Annotated in this window: 16 protein-coding genes; 5 read left to right on the top strand and 11 right to left on the bottom strand. The window is 69.6% G+C overall.

The window, feature by feature from the left end:
• Window positions 1–36 precede the first annotated feature (36 nt).
• Window positions 37–1206 (bottom strand): cytochrome P450, encoded by a 1170-nt coding sequence (locus tag ACH413_RS39485; RefSeq protein WP_360048901.1) that lies wholly within the window; start codon window positions 1204–1206, stop codon window positions 37–39.
• A 16-nt stretch (window positions 1207–1222) separates the two neighbouring features.
• Window positions 1223–2521 (bottom strand): glutamate-5-semialdehyde dehydrogenase, encoded by a 1299-nt coding sequence (locus tag ACH413_RS39480; protein ID WP_396425632.1) that lies wholly within the window; start codon window positions 2519–2521, stop codon window positions 1223–1225.
• A 30-nt stretch (window positions 2522–2551) separates the two neighbouring features.
• On the opposite strand from ACH413_RS39480, the gene ACH413_RS39475 reads away from it, so the two are divergent.
• Window positions 2552–4636: a RecQ family ATP-dependent DNA helicase gene (locus tag ACH413_RS39475; protein ID WP_360048904.1), complete on the top strand. Its 2085-nt coding sequence runs from the start codon at window positions 2552–2554 to the stop codon at window positions 4634–4636.
• 17 nt (window positions 4637–4653) lie between these two features.
• Here the strand turns inward: ACH413_RS39475 and ACH413_RS39470 are convergent, their stop codons facing one another.
• Window positions 4654–6873: an Ig-like domain-containing protein gene (locus ACH413_RS39470; protein ID WP_360048906.1), complete on the bottom strand. Its 2220-nt coding sequence runs from the start codon at window positions 6871–6873 to the stop codon at window positions 4654–4656.
• Between the two features lie 113 nt (window positions 6874–6986).
• The gene (locus ACH413_RS39465) at window positions 6987–7703 is read right to left on the bottom strand and encodes an alpha/beta fold hydrolase (RefSeq protein WP_360048908.1); all 717 of its coding nucleotides are present in this window, start codon (window positions 7701–7703) and stop codon (window positions 6987–6989) included.
• 40 nt (window positions 7704–7743) lie between these two features.
• Here ACH413_RS39465 and ACH413_RS39460 point away from each other — a divergent pair, with 40 nt between their 5' ends.
• The gene (locus tag ACH413_RS39460) at window positions 7744–8928 is read left to right on the top strand and encodes a cytochrome P450 (protein WP_360048909.1); all 1185 of its coding nucleotides are present in this window, start codon (window positions 7744–7746) and stop codon (window positions 8926–8928) included.
• On the opposite strand, the gene ACH413_RS39455 is transcribed toward ACH413_RS39460, so the two are convergent.
• On the bottom strand, window positions 8906–9316 hold the full coding sequence (locus tag ACH413_RS39455; protein WP_360048910.1) for an anthrone oxygenase family protein: 411 nt from the start codon (window positions 9314–9316) through the stop codon (window positions 8906–8908). The genes ACH413_RS39460 and ACH413_RS39455 overlap by 23 nt on opposite strands.
• Before the next feature lie 82 nt (window positions 9317–9398).
• On the opposite strand from ACH413_RS39455, the gene ACH413_RS39450 reads away from it, so the two are divergent.
• Window positions 9399–10298, top strand: a complete 900-nt coding sequence (locus tag ACH413_RS39450; RefSeq protein WP_360048912.1) for an AraC family transcriptional regulator — start codon at window positions 9399–9401, stop codon at window positions 10296–10298.
• Here the strand turns inward: ACH413_RS39450 and ACH413_RS39445 are convergent.
• Window positions 10280–10663 carry a VOC family protein gene (locus ACH413_RS39445; protein WP_360048914.1) on the bottom strand — a complete coding sequence of 128 codons (384 nt, stop codon included), beginning with the start codon at window positions 10661–10663 and terminating at the stop codon, window positions 10280–10282. The two genes, ACH413_RS39450 and ACH413_RS39445, sit on opposite strands and share 19 nt — an antisense overlap.
• Before the next feature lie 38 nt (window positions 10664–10701).
• Between ACH413_RS39445 and ACH413_RS39440 the strand changes: the two genes are divergently transcribed.
• Window positions 10702–11286 (top strand): alpha/beta hydrolase, encoded by a 585-nt coding sequence (locus tag ACH413_RS39440; protein ID WP_360048915.1) that lies wholly within the window; start codon window positions 10702–10704, stop codon window positions 11284–11286.
• 12 nt (window positions 11287–11298) lie between these two features.
• Window positions 11299–12564: an MFS transporter gene (locus tag ACH413_RS39435; RefSeq protein WP_360048917.1), complete on the top strand. Its 1266-nt coding sequence runs from the start codon at window positions 11299–11301 to the stop codon at window positions 12562–12564.
• Here the strand turns inward: ACH413_RS39435 and proB are convergent.
• The 5 genes from proB to ACH413_RS39410 form a co-directional block, all read right to left on the bottom strand.
• Complete coding sequence (gene proB / locus ACH413_RS39430) at window positions 12557–13684, bottom strand: glutamate 5-kinase (RefSeq protein ID WP_360048918.1); 1128 nt, start codon at window positions 13682–13684, stop codon at window positions 12557–12559. The genes ACH413_RS39435 and proB overlap by 8 nt on opposite strands.
• A gap of 4 nt (window positions 13685–13688) precedes the next feature.
• On the bottom strand, window positions 13689–15137 hold the full coding sequence (obgE, locus tag ACH413_RS39425) for a GTPase ObgE (RefSeq protein ID WP_360048920.1): 1449 nt from the start codon (window positions 15135–15137) through the stop codon (window positions 13689–13691).
• Window positions 15138–15239: 102 nt separating this feature from the next.
• Window positions 15240–15497 carry a 50S ribosomal protein L27 gene (gene rpmA / locus ACH413_RS39420; protein WP_090071165.1) on the bottom strand — a complete coding sequence of 86 codons (258 nt, stop codon included), beginning with the start codon at window positions 15495–15497 and terminating at the stop codon, window positions 15240–15242.
• A gap of 14 nt (window positions 15498–15511) precedes the next feature.
• Complete coding sequence (gene rplU, locus ACH413_RS39415) at window positions 15512–15823, bottom strand: 50S ribosomal protein L21 (RefSeq protein ID WP_360048921.1); 312 nt, start codon at window positions 15821–15823, stop codon at window positions 15512–15514.
• Between the two features lie 242 nt (window positions 15824–16065).
• On the bottom strand, window positions 16066–19068 hold the full coding sequence (locus ACH413_RS39410; RefSeq protein WP_360048922.1) for a translation initiation factor IF-2 N-terminal domain-containing protein: 3003 nt from the start codon (window positions 19066–19068) through the stop codon (window positions 16066–16068).
• Window positions 19069–19240 lie beyond the last annotated feature (172 nt).

The raw sequence follows: 19240 nt of genomic DNA, 5'->3' as shown, positions 1-19240 counted from the left end.
GGTCCCCCATTACGCGGATCGGCCCAAGATTTTTTCTCACCAGGCCACGACGAGCCTCAGCGGGCCTCTGACCAGCGATCCCTTGCGGAACTCGACGGGTTCCGCGAGCCGCAGACCGGGCATCCGGCGCAGCAACGTGCCCAGGGCGACCTGCAGTTCCATCCTGGCGAGCTGCGAACCGAGGCAGAAGTGGATGCCGTGGCCGAACTGCATGTGCTGGCCGACCTCGCGTTCCAGGTCCAGCTCGGCGCTGTTGGCGTACATCGCCTCGTCGTGGTTCGCCGACGACACGACCACCAACAGGGCGTCACCCTCCTTCACCAGCGCGTTGCCGACCTGGACGTCCTCGGTCGCGATGCGGGGGAAGCCGGCGCCGCTGCCCAGCGGGATGAACCGCAGCAGTTCCTCGATCGCGTTCGGCAGCATCTCGGGGTGGTCTTGGAGGCGCTTCAAGGCGTCCGGGTGGTCGAACAGCGTCACGACGCTGTTCGCGAGCATGTTCGCCGTCGTCTCGTGCCCCGCGACCAGCAACGTGATGCCGAACCGGACGAGTTCGTCCTCGCTGAGCCTGTCGTCGTTGTCGCGGGCGGCGACGAGCGCGCCCATCAAGTCGTCCGTGGGGTGCGCACGGCGTTTCGCGACGAGTTCGGTGAAGTAGGCGTGCAGCTTCATCACGCCGTCCATCGCTTCTTCCGGCGTGTAACTACCGACCGTGGTCAGCGCCTGGTTCGACCACTTGCGGAAGTCGGCGCGGTCCTCGAACGGCACGCCGAGCAGTTCGCAGATGATCGTGATCGGGAACGGCATGGTGAAGCCCTCGACCAGGTCACCGGGGTTGTCCAGGCGGTCGAGCAGCTCGTCGGTGATCTGCTGGGCGCGCGGCCGCAGTTCCTCGATCCGGCGCACCGTGAACGCCTTGGACACCAACCGGCGCATGCGCGCGTGGTCCGCGCCGTCGTGCGTGAGGATCGATCCGCCTGGCGCGATGAGTGGCTGCATCCGCGGCACGTCCTGGCCGACCGTCCGCGCACGGCTGAACCGCGGGTCGCCCAGGACGAACTTCGTCTCTTCGTAGGACGTGACGAGCCAACCCTCGCCGCCGTACGGGTACGTCACGCGCGTGACCGGTTCATCACGCCGTAGACGTTCATAGGTCGGATCGAGGGTCAGGCCGTCAGTTTCGGAGAACGGGTAGGTGGGAGCCATGTCTCCGAACGTAGAGCTACGCCTTCGGGCGTGTGTGTCCTTCGCCCCACACGACCCATTTAGAGGACGTCAGCTCGGTCAGGCCCATCGGGCCGCGGGCGTGCAGCTTCTGCGTGGAGATGCCGATCTCCGCACCCATGCCGAACTCCGCGCCGTCCGTGAAGGCCGTGGAGGCGTTGACGAACACCGCCGCTGCGTCCACACGGGCCGTGAACCTGCGCGCCGCTGCCACGTCGTTCGTGACGATGGCCTCGCTGTGGCCGGAGCCGTACGTCGCGATGTGCTTCACCGCTTCGTCCAGCGAGTCGACGACCTTTGCCGCGATGTCGAGGCTCAGGTACTCGGTGCCCCAGTCGGCGTCGTCGGCCGTGACGACGTCGGGCTGCTGCGCGAACTCCTCGTCGCCGTGGATGGTCACGCTCTCCTGCTGCAACGCCTTGGTGATGCGCGGGACGAACTCGTGCGCGACGTCCTTGTGCACCAGCAGGGACTCCGCCGCGTTGCACACGCTCGTGCGCCGCGTCTTGGCGTTGAGGACGATCGCCTCGGCCATGTCGAGGTCGGCGTTCGCGTCCACGTAGACGTGGCAGTTGCCGACGCCGGTCTCGATCGTGGGAACCGTCGCCTGTTCGACGACGGCGTTGATCAGACCTGAGCCACCGCGCGGAATCACCAGGTCCACGAGGCCACGAGCAGTGATGAGGTGCGTGACGGACGCGCGGTCGTGGCACGGCAGGAGCTGCACGCAGTCGGCCGGCAGATTCACGCTTTCGAGTGCGTCGCGCAGGACGGCGACGAGCGTGGTGTTCGAGTTCTCCGCGGTCGAGGAACCGCGCAGCAGTGCGGCGTTGCCCGACTTCAGCGCGAGGCCGGCGGCGTCGACCGTGACGTTCGGACGGCCCTCGTAGACCATGCCGACTACGCCCATCGGGACGCGGACCTGCTTGAGCTCCAGCCCGTTCGGGAGGATGCCGCCGGTGATCACCTGGCCGACCGGATCGCCCAGGCGCGCAACGGTTTCCAGGCCGGTCGCGATGCTGTCGACGCGATCGTCGCTCAGGGTGAGGCGGTCCAGGATGTTGTCCGGGAGACCTGCTGCCTTGCCGGCTTCGAGGTCCTTCTGGTTGGCCTCGATGATCTCTGGCGCGCGCTTGCGGAGCGCGGCGGCCATCTCGTAGAGCGCGGTGTCCTTGCGCTCGCGGGTGGCGAGGACGAGTTCGTCGGCGGCGACACGGGCGCGGCGAGCTGCCGCGTGCACCTGATCGCGCAGGTCATCAGTCACGTCATACAGCTTACGACCTGCGACAATCACAATTGTCAGAGTGGCCTGGCAAGCTTGGCCCTCATGGACGACATCGCGTTGCGAGAACTGGCGGAGGAACGGCTCCGGGCACTGGCGGGCCCGGAGGCGGTGCTGCGCGAGGACCAGTGGACCGCGATCCACACCCTGGTGGCCCAGCGCCGCCGGGCTCTCGTCGTCCAGCGCACGGGCTGGGGCAAGTCGGCCGTGTACTTCATCGCCACGGCGTTGCTGCGTGAGCTCGGTGAGGGCCCCACGATCATCGTGTCTCCGTTGCTGGCGTTGATGCGCAACCAGATCGACGCCGCGGCACGGGCCGGTGTGCACGCGGTGACGATCAACTCGGCGAACCCCGGCGAGTGGGACGCCGTGCAGGAGCAGGTCGCGGCCGGCGACGTCGACGTGCTCCTGGTGAGTCCGGAACGGCTGAACAACCCTGATTTCCGCGACGCGGTGCTGCCGTCGCTGACGGCGTCGGCGGGTCTGCTCGTCGTCGACGAGGCGCACTGCATCTCGGACTGGGGGCACGACTTCCGGCCCGACTACCGCAGGCTGCGGACGTTGCTGACGGAGCTGCCCTCGGGCGTGCCGGTGCTGGCGACGACGGCGACGGCCAACGACAGGGTGGTCCACGACGTCACCGAGCAGCTGGGGCTCGGCGCCGACGAGGGCACCCTGGTGCTGCGCGGACCGCTGGACCGCGACAGCCTGCGTCTGTCGGTCGCCCTGCTGCCCACGGCCGAGTCGCGCCTCGGGTGGCTGGCCGAACAGCTCGACCGCATGCCCGGTTCCGGGATCATCTACACGCTCACGGTCGCGGCGGCGGACGACATCGCGGCGTTCCTCGCCTCACGCGGCTTCGCGGTGGCCTCGTACTCGGGCAAGACCGACCCCGCCGAACGGGAACGCGCCGAGGAGGACCTGCTCGGCAACAAGGTCAAGGCGCTCGTCGCCACCTCCGCCCTCGGCATGGGTTTCGACAAACCGGACCTGGGGTTCGTCGTGCACGTCGGCGCCCCGTCCTCCCCGATCGCGTACTACCAGCAGATCGGCCGCGCGGGCCGCGGTGTCGAGCGGGCCGAGGTGGTCCTGCTGCCGGGCCACGAGGACCGCGACATCTGGGCGTACTTCACTTCGCTGGCGTTCCCGCCCGAGGTGGTGGTGCGGCAGGTGCTGTCCGCACTCGACGGCGCGAGCAAACCGCTCTCCACGGCGGCGCTGGAACCGATGGTCGAGCTGTCGCGCGGCAGGCTCGAGGTGGTGCTGAAGGTGCTGGACGTCGACGGCGCGGTCCGGCGGGTGCGCGGTGGCTGGGAGTCGACGGGCCGGCCGTGGGAGTACGACGGTGAGCGGTACGCGCGCATCGCGCAGGCGCGCAAGGCCGAGCAGCAGGTGATGATCGAGTACCAGCGCACCGACGCGTGCCGGATGAAGTTCCTGCAGGACCAGCTGGACGACCCGACCTCGCACGACTGCGGGCGTTGTGACAACTGCACCGGCGAGCGGTTGTCGGTCGAGGTGTCCGAGGTGGCGGCGGAGGCCGCTCGCGAACGGCTGCTGCGCCCCGGCCTGGACGTGGCGCCGCGCAAGATGTGGCCGACGGGCATGGGCGCGATCGGCGTCCCGCTGTCCGGCAAGATCCCGGCGACCGAGGTGGCGGCGACGGGCCGGGCGCTCGGCCGCCTCACCGACATCGGCTGGGGCAACAGGCTGCGTGACCTGCTCGCGGACGGCGCCGACCGCGAGATCCCGGACGACGTGTTCGCGGCCTGCGTGAAGGTGCTGACGGCGTGGGGCTGGGACGAACGGCCCGTCGGCGTGGTGACGGTCGGCTCGCGCAGGCGCCCTGAGCTGGTCGGCAGTTTCGGCCAGAAGATCGCGTCGATCGGGCGGCTGCCGTTCCTGGGCACCGTGTGGCTCGGTGAGTCGACGCACCGGGCCAACAGCGCGCAACGGCTGGCCGGGCTGGTGCGGGCCGGCGAGGTACCGGATCTGTCCGGTGTGGACGGTCCGGTTCTGCTGGTGGACGACCACATCGACACCGGGTGGACGATGACGGTGGCGGCTCGGATGCTCAGGAAGGAGGGGGTGTCCGCGGTACTGCCGTTCGCGCTGGCGGTGACGAACTGACCCCCTCCCCCGAGGGACTAGCAGTTGTGGATGGCCGAGGTCGCGGACGACACCACCAGGTCCACGCCGGGCAGGGTGATGTGGGCGCCGTTGACCTTGAGGCCGCCAGAGACCGGGACCTGTTCGTTGATCACGATCTTGCCGCCGGGCAACGAGATCGTGGTGTTGGGTGCCGTTGCGACGGGGACGGTGACGCCGGCGACCGTCAGCGCGCCGATGGTGACGTTGCCGGTCGTGGTGCCGCAGGCGCTGCGGGAGGTTGCCACCACGTCTCGCAGGGCCACCAGGCTGATGCCCAGTTCCGCCACGGACGTGCGGGTGGTCGAGGTGCCGGGGGCCAGGGTCGTCGTCACCGACGTGCACAGCGCCCAGGCTCCTACCGGGGCTGAGACCGTTGCGGCGCAAGGTGGTGCGGTGGTGGCGGCTTTGGCCGTGCGGACTTCGCCGGTGTCCGGGGTCGGCGCGACGGTGAGGCCCGCCGCCTTGCCGGAGAGGCCGAAGCCTCGGCCTGTCAGGTGGCGCAGGGCGAGCGTGGCAGAGGTGTTGCTCGGCTCGTAGAACTGGTCGCCGGTGAACGTCGCTGTCACGGGCACGGTCGCCGCAGCGTTGAGCGGTTGGTCCGGGGAGGCGATCGTGCACTCCGCCAGGCCTGCGGCGTCGGTGGTGTCCACACAGGACTGCGTACCGCCCAGGGTGAGCTGGATGCCGCGTCCGGCGACCGGCGTGGCGTCGTCCTCGGTCAGTTTGGCCGACAGACGGGCCGGTTCGGCGTTGGCCACCTTGGTGTCGCCCAGGTAGGTCAGGCTGGTTTCTTCTTTGGTCACCGCGAAATCTGTGGCGGCGTTGGACGGGAGGAGGCCTTTGCTGCCGGCGAACGACGCGGTCAGCTGGTAGGTGCCTGCCGCTTCGCCGGGCGTCAGGGAGCAGGAGGCGACGCCGTCGGCGTTCGTGGTGCCTGTGCAGGTTTCGGCGTTGTTCAGCTTGAACTCGACCGGCTGGGACGCGACCGGGGTGCCGGGGCCGGTCAGGGTGAGGCGGGCGGACGTCGTTGCCGGGTCGTGGAAGTCGCCGGTCAGGGCACCGGTGTAGGTGAGCGTGGTCGGTTTGCGGGTGACCGCGAACTGGACTTCGGTGCTCGACGGCTGGTGGGTCACGTCGCCGCCGTAGCCGATCGCCAGCGGGTAGGTGCCCGCGGACTCGGCCGGGGTGATCGAGCAGGTCGCCCGGCCATCGGTGTCGGTGGTGCCGACGCAGGTCTCGTCGGCGTTGAGGCGGAACACCAGCTGGGCTCCCGGCACCGGGCCGGTCGCGGTGGTGAGGCGGGCGGAGAGGGTCACCGGGTCGCCGGCGAAGCCGGACGTGGGGCCGGTGTAGGTGATCGTGGTGGATTCGACCAGGTAGCTGATGGTCACGGACGGCTCGTCCGCCGTTTCGCCGGTGGAGAAGTTCGACGTGCCGGCTCCTGCCCGGGCGGAGCCGTTGCCGCCGGAACCGCCGTCCACGGCGACGATCAGCGGGGTCGGCGCCTGGGCACCGGACGCGCCGCCTCCGCCGCCGTACCAGCCACCGCCGCCTCCTCCACCGCCGCCACCGCCCGCGGTCGCGGGGTTGCCCGGCGCGCCCACTCCGGCGAGGCCGGAGATGCCCGGGAAGCCGGGGAATCCGCCTGGGCCGGGGATGCCGGGCGTGCCGCCGTTGTTGTCACCGCCGTTGCCTCCGTTGTTGCCGGAGAGGCAGCCGATCGCGAAGCAGCGTCCGCCGCCGCCTCCGCCGCCGGGGGCGACGATGACCTTGTCGCACGACTGTCCTGAGCAGATCCGGACGTCGCTCGCGCCACCGCCCGCACCGCCTGCGAACGGGGTGCCGAAGCCGCCGGACGCACCGCCGCCGTAGCCGGGATCGCCGCCGGTCGCGCCGTTGCCGTCGCCGCCGTTCTGGCCCACGCCGACGACCAGTTGCGTCACGCCCGCGGGGACGGCCAGGTCCGCCTCGGACCGGTGGCCCGGTCTGCCGCTCGGGGCCGAGCCGTCGCCGCCGTCCGCGCCCTTGCCGCCGCGTCCGCCGATGGCGACGACGTGGAGCTTCTTGACGCCCGCGGGGATCGTGTAGGTCTGTTCGCCGCCGGTCGGCTGGAACGTCTTCGAGACGAAGTGGTCGGCGAACGCCGTTGGAGCGAACACGACGCTCGCGCCTACAAGGCCGATGGTGAGCGCCATCGCGAGCCTGGCTCGGGACATCGAGGATGCCTTCCGTGCGGAGGGTCCCCCGACCCGGCGAAAGGGTCTCGCAAAAGTAGTTCGGGATGACACGACCTTCACCCGAACGCGAGTCGATGTGAGCCGTTTGGCCGTCAGGGCAGGAAGCGCAGCACGGCGTCGCGGAACTCCTCGGGCCGCGTGCTGTGGATCCGGTGGCCCGCGTCGATCGTGATCAGCTCGGCGTGCGGGATCTCGGCGGCCATCGCGGCCAGCCGCTCCCCCGGAATGGTGCTGCGCGGACCGCCGCCGATCACCAGGGTCCGGGCCTTGATCGCAGAAAGGCAGTCCCACCACAGGGGATCGGGGGCGCGGAGCTGGGTCAGGACCGGGGACACCATGCCACGGTCGAACTCGCGTCGGAGCAGGCCCTGCACGGCGAGGAACAGCGACAACCCGCGCCTCGGCGACCGGGGCGGGCCTGATCGGGGCGGCACGGGCGGGTCTTCCAGGACGAGTGCGCGGACGCGGTCCGGCTCCCGGCCTGCCAGCAGAGCGGCGACGTGGGCGCCCAGCGAGTGGCCGACGAGGTCGAAGCCGGCGATGCCGAGTGCGTCGAGCGTGCCCACCACGTCGCGCTGCACCGAGTCGAGGAGGTAGTCGCCGGTCCACGAGCTTTGGCCGTGTCCGCGCAGGTCCAGGGCGATCACCTCGCGACCGGACGCCACCAGGTCGCGGGTGAGCGAGGACCACGTCGCGGAGCTGCTGGCCAGGGCGTGCAACAGCACGACGGCCGGACCGGATCCCTCACGGCGATAGGCGATGCGCACGCCACCGACGTCCGCGGTGGGCAGTGAAACCCGTGCTGCCATTGCGAACCGTCCCCCGACGCGGTGTGGCACTGTCAGCGCCATGATTCCGGACGTCGTGCGGTACCGGCAGGCCGACCTCCTCTCCGGTCTGCACCGGCGGTTCGGACCGGTCGTGCGGGTGGGGCCGTACACCTACCTGCTCGGGCCGGAGGCGAATCAGTTCGTGTTCGGCAACTCCGAGCTGTTCGAGGTGGAACAGGCGTTCCAGTCGCTGGTGCCGGTGGACGGGCCCACGTCGCTGATCGTCAGCGACGGCGAGGACCACAAGCGGCGGCGCCGGTTCGTGCAGCCCGCGTTGGCGCATCGGCAGATCGCGAGCTACGTGCCGGTCATGCGCGCCAACGCCGAGGCCACGATCGACGCGTGGCGGCCGGGCGAGACCGTCGACGCATACCAGGAGTTCCGCAGGGCGATCCGGCGCAGCACGATCCACGCGCTGTTCGGCGAGGAACTGGCGCAGGACTCGGACTTCTTCGGCGCGCACCTGCAGGTGCTGATCAACCTGATCGACCGCAACCCGGCGGTCGTCAAGCTGCTCAGGACGATGAAGTCCCCGACCTGGCGCAACGCGATGAGAGCACGCCGAGCCGTTGACGCGCGGGTGTACAGGGCGATCGAGGAGACGCGTCAGGGCAAGACGGCCGGTGACGTGCTCACCTCTCTCGTGCAGGGCGATGGGCTGAGCGATCTGGAGGTGCGCGACCAGATCGTCACGCTGATCGCGGCCGGGTACGAGACGACCAGCGGCGCGATGGCGTGGGCGGTGTTCAACCTGTTGCGGCACAACGGGGTCTGGGAGCGAGCGCAGCAGGACGACGACTACCTGGCCAACGTCGTCAACGAGACGCTCAGGCTGTACCCACCGGCGGTCGTCTCCGCACGGGTCGCCGCGCAGCCGTTCGAGTTCGCCGGCAAGAAGATCAAGCAGGGCGCGTTCCTGCTGTACAGCCCGTACGTCACGCACCGGCTGGCCGAGGTGTTCCCGGACCCGCTGAAGTTCGACCCGGACCGCTGGGAGACCAAGCCGGCGCCGCACGAGTTCCTGCCGTTCGGCGGCGGCCCGCACCGCTGCGTCGGCGCCGGGCTCGCCACGACCGAGCTGACCGTGATGCTGAAAGCGTTGCTGGAGCGGCCGAAACCCGAACTGCTCCCCCAGCGCCTCACGCCGACCGGCCTCGCCGCGATGCGCCCCAAGAACGGCCTCAGAATCCGAGTAGCAAGATGACCATCGACGCGAGGCAGGCCAACGCGCGCACGTGGTTCCAGATCGTCCACGAGCGCAGGTACTCGGGCCAGTAGGCGTCGTCGGTCCGTTCGAGACGGTTGTTCATCGGCACGTTGACGAACATCGTCAGCAGGAACGACCCGACGACGTAGAGCAGGCCTCCGACGATCCGCCCCTGGAAGACCTCGATGCCGCACAGGACGGCGGTGCCGAGGAACACCAGCAGGAACACCGGGTTCTGGATGCGGACGTTGATCCGGCGCATGGCCTCGCGGGCCTGCTCGGCCTGCAGGTCGGCCAGACCGGGCATGACGGCGACGGAGAAGGCGAAGAACACTCCGGCCATCAGACCGGTGGCGGCGGCTGCGATCAGCGTGATTGTCCCCATGGCACTCACTCTGACCTGCGAACGCCGGACTCTCAATGACAATTCATCGCGCGGGCTTGCTCGTTCGTCCAGAATCAACGCCATGACGGACGCGCTGGGCGAGGCACTGCACCTGTTGAGGATGTCCGGCACCTTCTACTGCCGCAACGAGCTCACCGAGCCGTGGGGCCTGACGATGCCCGACATGGCGGACTGCCTCTGGTTCCACGTCCTCACCAGCGGCCGCTGCGACGTCGAGGTCGACGGTCAGGTCACCTCGCTCGAACCCGGCGACGTGCTGCTCGTCCCCGGCGGCCAGGGCCACCGGCTCTTCCACGGCGACGCGGAGTCGCCGATCGTCACGACGTTGCCGCACGAGTTCGAGACCGACAACTACGCGATCCTGCGGCACGGCGGCGACGGTGCCATGACGCACCTCGTGTGTGGCGCGGTCCGCTTCGACCACCCAGCCGCGAAGCACCTCATCAACGTGTTGCCGCACGTGCTGTACGTGCAGCGCGCCGACGACATGCGCGCCACGATCGACCTGATGGCCGCCGAGGCCCAGGCCGTGCGACCCGGCGGCGAAGCGGTCATCACCAGGCTCGCGGACGTGCTGGTGATCCAGACGATCCGCTCGTGGCTCGCCAACGACCCGGCCGCGCGCACGGGCTGGCTCGGCGCGTTGCAGGACCAGCAGATCGGGCAAGCACTCGCGTTGATCCACCGCGATCCCGCCCAGCCGTGGACCGTCGAACGCCTCGCGCACCAGACGGCCATGTCCCGGTCGGCGTTCGCGGCGCGGTTCACCGAACTCGTCGGCGAACCAGCCATGCGCTACGTCACGCGGTGGCGCATGCACGTGGCGATGAACAGGCTGAAAGACCGCGACAGCACGGTCAGCGAGATCGCCCGCGGCCTCGGGTACGAGTCGGAGGCCGCGTTCAGCCGGGCGTTCAAACGGATCGTCGGGGTGTCGCCCGGTCAGGCGCGGGTGGGCTGAAGCAGGTCCCAGCGGTTGCCGTAGAGGTCCTCGAACACGGCCACGCGACCGTAGACCTCGTCCCGCGGCTCCTCGCGGAAGTGCACGCCGAAAGCGACCATGCGGGCGTGGTCGCGGTCGAAGTCGTCGGTGTTCAGGAAGAACCCGACGCGGCCACCGGTCTGATCGCCCACTCGTGCCTGCTGCTGACCTGTGTCAGCCTGTGCCAGCAGCAGCGACGTCCCCTCCCCCGCCGACACCACGACCCAGCGCTTGTCGCCCTGCGGAGTGTCCTCGACCAGCGTGAACCCGAGTCCCTCCACGTAGAAGCGGATCGCCTCGTCGTAGTCGCGGACCACCAACGTCACCAAACCAATAGATCGCACGGCGATGAGTATCGACGATCGGGAAGGTCCACCCGCACATGGCTGACTCACTCGTACTCCTGCATCCCGGTGGATTCGACCCTTCGGCGTTCGGACCGCAGCTCGACGCCCTCGCCGACTTCGCGTTGCACGCACCCCATCGCGTCGACCAGGCCACTCAGGACCACACCGAGATGGCGCACGAGACCATCGAGTTCCTGGAGCGGACTGGACCCGCCCACCTGCTCGGCTGCAGCGACGGCGCCACGATCGCGCTCCTCACGGCCGTGCTCAGACCTGATCTCGTGCAACGGCTTGTGGTCGTGTGCGGCGTCTACCACCACGACGGCTGGGACCCGGCCACGGAACTCACGCCGATGCACCGCAGTTCGCCCGCGTTGACCGGAACAGATCTCGGGAAGCTGCCGAACCGGACGCTGATCATGATCGGCGACGATGACGAGGTGACGCTGGAGCACGCCACGGCGATGTACCGGGCGTTGCCGAATGCCGAGCTCGCGGTCGTTCCGGGCACGTCGCACGGGCTGCTGCACGAGAAACCCGCGCTGTGCAACGCGATGATCGTCGACTTCCTGACCAATGAACCGGTTGAGACATACGCGCCGATTCGTCGCCGTATGTGATTGGGTGCGTCTATGGCGGTTACATCGCAGACGCATCGACTGCCCGTGCGCACGCTTGTCGCGTCGTCAGCCGGCAACGCGGTCGAGTGGTACGACTGGGGCATCTACACGGCCTTCAGCATCTACTTCGCCACCCAGATCTTCCCGTCCGGCAACGAGGCCGCGGCGCTGCTGAGCACGTTCGCGACGTTCGCCCTCGCCTTCTTCTTCCGGCCACTCGGCGGTTATCTGCTGGGCCGGTTCGCGGACATCAGAGGACGCCGGACCGCGATGCTGCTGACGATCGTGCTGATGTCCGGCGGCTCGGTCGCGATCGGACTGCTGCCGACGTTCGAGCAGGTCGGCTGGCTCTCCCCGGCACTGCTGGTGCTCGCCCGCATCGCGCAGGGCATGGCGCTGGGCGGCGAGGTGTCGAACGCGTCGGCGTACCTGGCGGAGATCGCGCCGGCCACACACCGCGGCCGGTACTCGTCGTTCTTCTACATCTCGACCGGCGCGGCGGTGCTGATCGCGTCGCTGCTCGGGTTCTTCCTGTCGCGCAACCTCGACAAGGCCGCGATGGCCTCCTACGGGTGGCGCGTGCCGTTCCTGATCGGCGGCGTGCTGGGCCTGATCGGGTTGTGGCTGCGGCGGGAGCTCAAGGAGACGGAGCAGTTCGAGGAGAACAAGGCCAAGGCCGAGAGCCTGCGCAACCCGTTGATGATGACGCTCAAGGAGCATCCCAAAGCCGTCGGGCAGCTCATCGGCATCACGCTGCTCTCGACGCTGAGCTTCTACACGTTCTTCAGCGCACTGACGCCGTTCGCGGTGAAGACCAAGGGCGCCCACGACATCGACGTGTTCCTGGCGCTGTCGATCGGCACGGTCGTGTTCATCGCGCTGCAGTACCCGATGGGGTGGATGGCGGACCGCTACGGCCGCAAACCGCAGATGCTCGTGTGGTCGGCGGCGATGGCGTTGCTGGTGGTGCCGCTGTCGAGCCTGGTCAAACCCGGCCTGACGAACCTCGTGATCGTGTTCGCCGTGGGGCTCGGGCTCTACACGGCGATCACATCGATCGCACCCGCGATCATGAGCGAGCTGTTCCCGACCGAACTGCGCGGGCTCGGCATCGGCGCTTGGTACAACCTGACCGTCGCCGTGTTCGGCGGTACCGCCCCGCTGGTCATCCAGGCCGTGGGCGGCACCGTCTTCTTCTGGTACGTCGCGATCAGCGCGGTGATCACGTTCCTCGTCGTCCTCACGTTGCCGGAGACGAAGGGCGTGGAACTCACCTAGCCAGTGGCACCAGGTCGTCCGCGTGCACGACCTCGCGGCGCTGCTCTTCCGGCAGGTCGTGGGACTTGCGGCCGATCAACGACGGCAGTTCCGCCGCGTCGTAGCCGACCACGCCTCGGGCCACGACCTCGCCGGCGAGGCTGACCAGCTCCACGACGTCGCCTGCCTCGAAGTCGCCGTCCACACCGGTGATTCCGGCGGCCAGCAACGAACGACGCCTGCCCACGACCGCGGCGACCGCGCCGTCGTCGAGGTGCAGGCGGCCGTTGGCGTCGGTGGCGTAGCCGAGCCAGAAGCGGCGCGCGGTGAGGCGCGAACCCGTGGCGGCGAAGGCCGTGCCGACGTCGGCGGTGGTCAACGCGCGGCCGGCCTCAGCCGAACCGGTCAGCAGCACCGGAATGCCCGCCGACGAAGCCAGGCGAGCCGCGGCCAGTTTGGAGGCCATGCCGCCGGTGCCGAGGCCGGACGCGCCAACGGTTCCGGCCTGCACACCGTCCACATCGGACGCTGACGCGACCTCGGAGATGCGCACGGCTCCCGGCTTGCGCGGGTCGCCCGAGTAGAGCGCGTCCACGTCCGACAGCAGGAACAACGCGTCGGCGCCGACGAGGTGGGCGACCAGTGCCGCGAGACGGTCGTTGTCGCCGAAGCGGATCTCTTCGGTGGCAACGGTGTCGTTCTCGTTCACGACCGGAACCGCGCCGAGAGCCAGCAGACGCGAGAACGTGCGCTGGGCGTTGCGGTAGTGGGCGCGACGCACCACGTCGTCAGCGGTCAGCAGAACCTGGCCGACGGTCAACGAGTAGCGGCCGAACGAGTTCGCGTAGGCGTGCGCGAGAGTCAGCTGCCCCACGCTCGCGGCGGCCTGCTGAGTGGCGAGGTCGCGCGGACGGCGGGACAGCTTCAACGGCGCCAGGCCGGCGGCGATCGCGCCCGAGGACACGAGCACGACCTGGCTGCCTGCCGCGGCACGAGCGGCGAGGGCGTCGACCAGCGCGTCCAACCGCGCTGGGTCGAGGCCACCTTCTGCCGTGGTCAACGAAGAAGAACCGACCTTGACCACGATGCGGTTCGCCGAGGCGACCGCGGTTCGAGCTTGTGAGACCGCGGGGGCCGTCACTGTGTTACTCCTCGCTGAGATCACCGTAGTCACCGGGCGCGCGGCGGGCCTTCTTCAGGGCCTTGCGCTCATGGGCGCCGATGCGGTCGTTGTTCTCGAGACGGATGTCCGTGCCACGTCCGGTCATCGTCATCGCGATGCCGGCCGGGGTGGTCGGTTCCCAGTCGAAGATCAGGTCGCCGATGGTGACCTGGCAACCGGGGACGGCGCCCATCTTCACGAGCTTGTCCTCGACGCCCAGCCTGTTGAGGCGGTCCGCGAGGTAACCGACGGCTTCGTCGTTGGAGAAGTCGGTCTGGCGGATCCAGCGCTCGGGGCGTTCGCCCTTCACGATGAAGCCACCCTCGACCGAGGGGTCCTCGGTCACGGTGAAGCCCTGGTCGTCCACGGCGGTCGGCCGCAGCACGATTCGGGTCGACTCCTTCTTCGGCTGGGCCGCGCGGTACTCGCGCACGACCTCGCCCAGCTTGAACGTCAGTTCCCGCAGGCCCTGGCGGGACACCGTCGACACCTCGAAGACCGGCAGGCCGCGGGCCTCGATCTCGGGGCGGACGATGTCGGCGAGGTCCTGGGCGTCCGGGATGTCGACCTTGTTGAGGATCACCACGCGCGGACGGTCCTCGAAGTTGCCGCCCAGCGCGGGCGTGTACTCCGAGAGTTCCTTCTCCAGCGCGTCGATGTCCGCGATCGGGTCGCGGCCCGGCTCGTAGGTCGCGCAGTCGACGACGTGCGCGAGAACGGCCGTGCGCTCGATGTGGCGCAGGAAGTCGAGGCCGAGGCCCTTGCCCTGCGACGCGCCGGGGATCAGACCGGGGACGTCCGCCATCGTGAAGATGGTGTCGCCCGCGGTGATCACACCGAGGTTCGGGACCAGCGTCGTGAACGGGTAGTCGGCGATCTTCGGCTTGGCCGCGGACAGCACCGAGATCAGCGACGACTTGCCGGCCGACGGGAAGCCGAGCAGGCCGACGTCCGCGACGGACTTGAGCTCCAGCACCAGGTCCCGCGTCTCGCCAGGCTCACCGAGCAACGCGAAACCGGGAGCCTTGCGGGCCCTGGACGCGAGGGAGGCGTTGCCCAGACCGCCACGGCCACCGGCCGCCGCGATGAGCTGCGTGCCCTCACCGACGAGGTCCGCGACGATCTCGCCGGACTCGGTCAGCACGACGGTGCCGTCCGGGACGCGCAGGATCAGGTCGTCGCCGTTGGCGCCGTCGCGGTTCGCGCCGGCACCGGCCTTGCCGCTGGTGGCGGAGGCGTGCGGGCGGAAGTGGAAGTCCAGCAGGGTGTGCACCTGCGAGTCGACGACGAGGATGACGTTGCCGCCACTGCCTCCGTTGCCGCCGTCCGGGCCGCCGAGCGGCTTGAACTTCTCGCGGTGCACTGAAGCACACCCGTTGCCCCCGTTGCCGGCGGCAGCGTGGATCACCACCCGGTCTACGAAGCGGGCCACGGAAATACTTCCTCTCAAAGACTTTGGACAAACAACGAGGGGCGGAGCCGGATGACCGGTCCCGCCCCTCGCAGAGGTCTATCTACGTTGCGGAAACGGTCCTCAGACCGCGACCGGAACGATGTTGACGGTCTTGCGACCGCGCTTCGAACCGAACTCCACCGCACCGGGCAGCAGGGCGAACAACGTGTCGTCCTTGCCGATGCCGACGCCGACGCCGGGGTGGAACTTGGTGCCGCGCTGGCGGATCAGGATCTCGCCGGCCTTGACGACCTGACCGCCGTACCGCTTCACACCCAGGTACTGGGCGTTGGAGTCACGGCCGTTGCGGGAACTGGATGCACCCTTTTTGTGTGCCATGAGAAGTCAGGTCCTCACTTACCGGTGATGCCGGTGACCTCGACACGGGTCAGCTTCTGCCTGTGACCCTGCCGCTTGTGGTAACCGGTCTTGTTCTTGAACTTGTGGATGCGAATCTTCGGGCCCTTGGTGTGCTCGACCAGCTTGCCGGTAACCGAGAACTCCGCCAGGGCCGCCGCGTCTGCGGTGACGTTGGTGCCGTCGACCACGAGCAGCGCCTGGAGGGAGATTTCGGTGCCCGGCTCGCCCTCGAGCTTCTCGACCTCGACGATGTCGCCGACAGCGACCTTGTACTGCTTGCCGCCGGTCTTGACGATCGCGTACATCAGGACGGAAGTCTCCTGCTACTCGATGGTGACGGGCCATGCGCCAACCCGTCTGCGAAGGAAAACAGCAGAGGGGGCACACGACAGGACCCGTCGGATGGCGGGCCGTCCACAAGGTTACGGGAGTGGGTACTGCCGGAGCAAACTGGGGTGCCCTGATCACGTTCCCGCAGGCTGTGCGGTCCCTCACAAGCGAAAACCGGGGCCGCCCGCAGGCGACCCCGGTTCTCACTTTCCTCGCGTCAGTCCTCCTGGACCGGCGGTCCCGCGGGCCGCGACACGGCGCGGCGCCTGCGGGTGGTGGTGACCACCGGTGCGGGCATCTGGACCTCGGGCTGCTTGGGCACCTCGACGACGACGATCGGCGCGGGCGCCTCCGCCGCGGGGGCACCGGCGGCGCGCTTGGCCGCACGACGCCGCGGACGTGCCGCGGGAGGCTCCACAGCGGCCACGGGGGCCGCGGCGACGGGCTCGGGTGCGGAGACCGGCTGCGGGGCCGCCACGGGCTCCTGCTCGGGCTCGACCACCAGCACGGGCCGCTGGGCACCGATGCGGCCCGTCACGAGCGGCCTCGCGACCTCGACCGGCGCCTCTTCGACGACGACCGGTTCGACGAGCTCCTCGGCCGCCTCCTCGATCACCTCGGGCTCGGCGTCGGTGACGACGGGCTCGACCTCGACGGGTGCCGGGTCCTCCGCGACCTCGTGCGGCACGTGACCGTTGAGCGCCTGCTCCTCGACCACGACCGCGTCGACCACGGCCTGCGGCTCCTTGTCGCGGCCACGGCGACGACGGCGACGACGGCCGTGGGCCTCGTGCTCCTGGTCGGCCGCGACGAAGTCCTCGGAGGTGTCCTCGGGCTCGCCGGGCTCGACGACCTCGGGCTCGACCGGAGCCTCCGGCGCCTCGACGGACGCCTCGACGACCTCGGTGGTCTCGGCCGCCTGCTCGCCGCCACCCTTGTTGCGGCGCGACTTGCGGCCACTGCTCTGCTGCTGCGGCTGCTGCTGACCGCCACCGTTGCCACCGCCGTGCGAGTGCACGGGCTCGGTGGACACGACGACGCCACGGCCGCGGCAGTGCTCACAGGTCTGGCTGAACGCCTCGAGCAGGCCGGTGCCGACCCGCTTGCGGGTCATCTGCACGAGACCCAGCGAGGTGACCTCGGCGACCTGGTGACGCGTGCGGTCGCGGCCGAGGCACTCGGTCAGGCGGCGCAGCACCAGGTCGCGGTTCGACTCCAGGACCATGTCGATGAAGTCGATGACGATGATGCCGCCGATGTCGCGCAGCCGGAGCTGGCGGACGATCTCCTCCGCCGACTCCAGGTTGTTGCGCGTGACGGTCTCTTCGAGGTTGCCGCCGGAACCGGTGAACTTGCCGGTGTTGACGTCGATGACCGTCATCGCCTCGGTGCGGTCGATGATCAGGTAGCCACCCGAGGGCAGCCAGACCTTGCGGTCGAGCGCCTTCATCAGCTGCTCGTCGATGCGGTACTCGACGAACGCGTCGTTGTTGCCGACGTGCTTCTTCAGGCGGTCCTGCAGGTCCGGCGCCACGTGGCGGACGTACGAGTCGATGACCTCCCACGCCTCGTCGCCCTGGACGACGAGCTGCGCGAAGTCCTCGGTGAACAGGTCGCGGACGACCTTCACCAGCAGGTCCGGCTCCTCGTAGAGCAGCGTCGGCGCCTTGGTGGAGGTGCTGTCGGACTTCTCCTTGATGACCTTCCACTGAGCCTGCAGACGCGTGACGTCGCGGCCCAGCTCCTCCTCGGCGATGCCTTCGGAGGCCGTGCGGATGATCACGCCGGCGTCCTCGGGGACGACGCGCTTGAGGATGTCCTTGAGGCGCTTGCGCTCGTTGTCCGGCAGCTTGCGGCTGATGCCCGTGGCACCGCCGCCCGGCACGTAGACGAGGAAGCGGCCGGGCAGGCTGATCTGCGTGGTGAGGCGGGCGCCCTTGTGACCGACCGGGTCCTTGGTGACCTGGACGAGCACCGAGTCGCCGCTGGAGAGCGCCTGCTCGATCTTGCGGGACTTGCCCTCGAGACCGGCGGCGTCCCAGTCGACCTCACCGGCGTAGAGCACGGCGTTGCGGCCGCGGCCGATGTCGATGAACGCGGCTTCCATGCTCGGCAGCACGTTCTGCACGCGGCCGAGGTAGACGTTGCCCACGATCGAGCCGGAGCCCGACGACGTGACGAAGTGCTCGACCAGCACGCCGTCTTCCAGCACGCCGATCTGGGTGCGGTCGCCGCGCTCGCGGACGACCATCGTGCGGGCCACGGCCTCGCGGCGGGCCAGGAACTCGGCCTCGGTCAGCACCGGGGCACGGCGGCGGCCGGCCTCGCGACCGTCACGACGGCGCTGGCGCTTGGCCTCCAGGCGCGTGGAGCCGCGGATGCTGCGCACCTCGCTCTGCGCGGCCTCGGAGTCGGCCTTGTCGTCGCGCGCGTCCCGCGTCTCGCGGACGTGCACGACCGTGTTCGGCGGGTCGTCCTCGGAGGTGACCTCGTCCTCCGCGCCGGTCTTGCGGCGACGGCGGCGACGGCGGCGACGGGTCGAGCTCTCGTCGCCCTCGTCCTCCGCCTCGGCGGCGTCGTCGCTCTCGGCGGGCTCGGAGGCGTCCTCGGCCGTGGCCTCGTCGGTCTCCTCGCCACCCTCGGCGTCCGTGCCCTTGCCGCGGCCTCGGCCACGACGGCCACGGCGGCGACGACGGCGGCTGTCCGCCTCGTCGTCACCGTCGACCTCCGCGTCGGCGTCGGTCTCGGCGGCTTCGGCTGCCTCGAGCTCGTCCGCGGCGATCTCGCCGACGGACTTCTCCTCGACGACCGGCTCCTCCTCGACGACGAACGGCGAGGGCGGTGCCTTAGGCCGTTCGATCGGCTGAGGCGGCAGGAACACCGCGCTCGGCGCGGCGAAGATCGGCGCGAGCGCCGGTGCCTCGAACGCCGGGATCGCGGGTGCCTCGTAGTCCTCGGTGACCTCACCGGTGACCACGTCGTCCCAGTCGACGAGCGTTTCGGCGACCTTCAGCGCGACGTCGCGGCTGACGCTCGACTGCGCGCTCTTGGGGACCTCACCGAGGTCCGCCAGCGCAGTCATCACGTCCTTGCTGCTGACGTCCAGCAGTTTCGCCAGAGCGTGGACCCGCAACTTGTCCGGCAGGTCCGCCAGTTCAGGGCGTGCGGCAACCACGCCCTGCCCGCCGGTGACACCGGCAGGCTTGTCCTTGTTCGACATGCAGCTCCTCCACCCCCGGGCGCGTCCCGTGAGGACGCGGCCGCGCAGGGGCCTCTCTTGTCTCTCTCCACCGCTGCTCGCGGCGGGAATCCTTGCCTCGCGCGCAGTGGCGTGGCGCCTCACTGGGCGCACGCTTGCGCAGGTCCCACGACGACGCCGCTGTCAGCGCCGC

The organism is Lentzea sp. NPDC020367, from assembly GCF_044387305.1.
In the GTDB taxonomy this organism is placed as follows: Bacteria; Actinomycetota; Actinomycetes; order Mycobacteriales; family Pseudonocardiaceae; genus Lentzea.
This window is presented reverse-complemented; position numbering and strand designations above follow the sequence as displayed.